At 48.3% G+C, this 654-nt stretch carries 1 protein-coding gene; it reads left to right on the forward strand.

What is annotated here, in order from left to right; all coding sequences use genetic code 11:
- The coding region (locus ACTHUM_RS17160; RefSeq protein WP_440403576.1) for an MFS transporter at window positions 1–654 on the forward strand (654 nt) is incomplete at both ends.

The following is a 654-nucleotide window of genomic DNA, read 5'->3' on the forward strand; positions in this document are numbered from 1 at the left end:
ATGAAAACGCCGCAATTCTGGCTCTTGTTTTGGGTGTTGTGTCTGAACGTGACGGCGGGTATCGGCGTTTTGGGTCAGGCTTCTGTCATGATTCAGGAGCTGTTTTCTGAAACTTCTGTCGGTAAACAGGCTGCCATTGGTGCGGGTGCGGCGGCAGGTTTTGTGAGCCTGTTGAGTCTGTTTAATATGGGGGGGCGCTTTTTGTGGTCCAGCGTGTCCGACAAAATTGGCCGTAAAAATACTTATACTATTTTCTTTGTGCTCGGCTCGCTGTTGTATTTTGCCATTCCGTCGATTGGCGAGAGCGGGAACAAGGCTTTGTTTGTTATTGGATTCTGCGTCATCATTTCCATGTATGGCGGCGGTTTTGCAGCGATTCCGGCGTATCTGAAGGATTTGTTCGGCACTTATCAAGTCGGTGCAATCCACGGCAGGATTTTGCTGGCATGGTCAACTGCGGCTGTTATTGGCCCGGTGTTGGTCAACTATATCCGCCAAAGTCAAATTGAAAGTGGCGTTCCGGCTGCTGAGGCTTATAGCATTACCATGTACATTATGGCAGGTTTGTTGATTGTCGGTTTGTTGTGTAATTTGAGTGTCCGTTCGGTTCACGAAAAGCATCACGAAAAAGACATTAAAGTCGCGGCACATAGT

The sequence above is a fragment of the Neisseria sp. P0021.S006 genome, assembly GCF_051956895.1.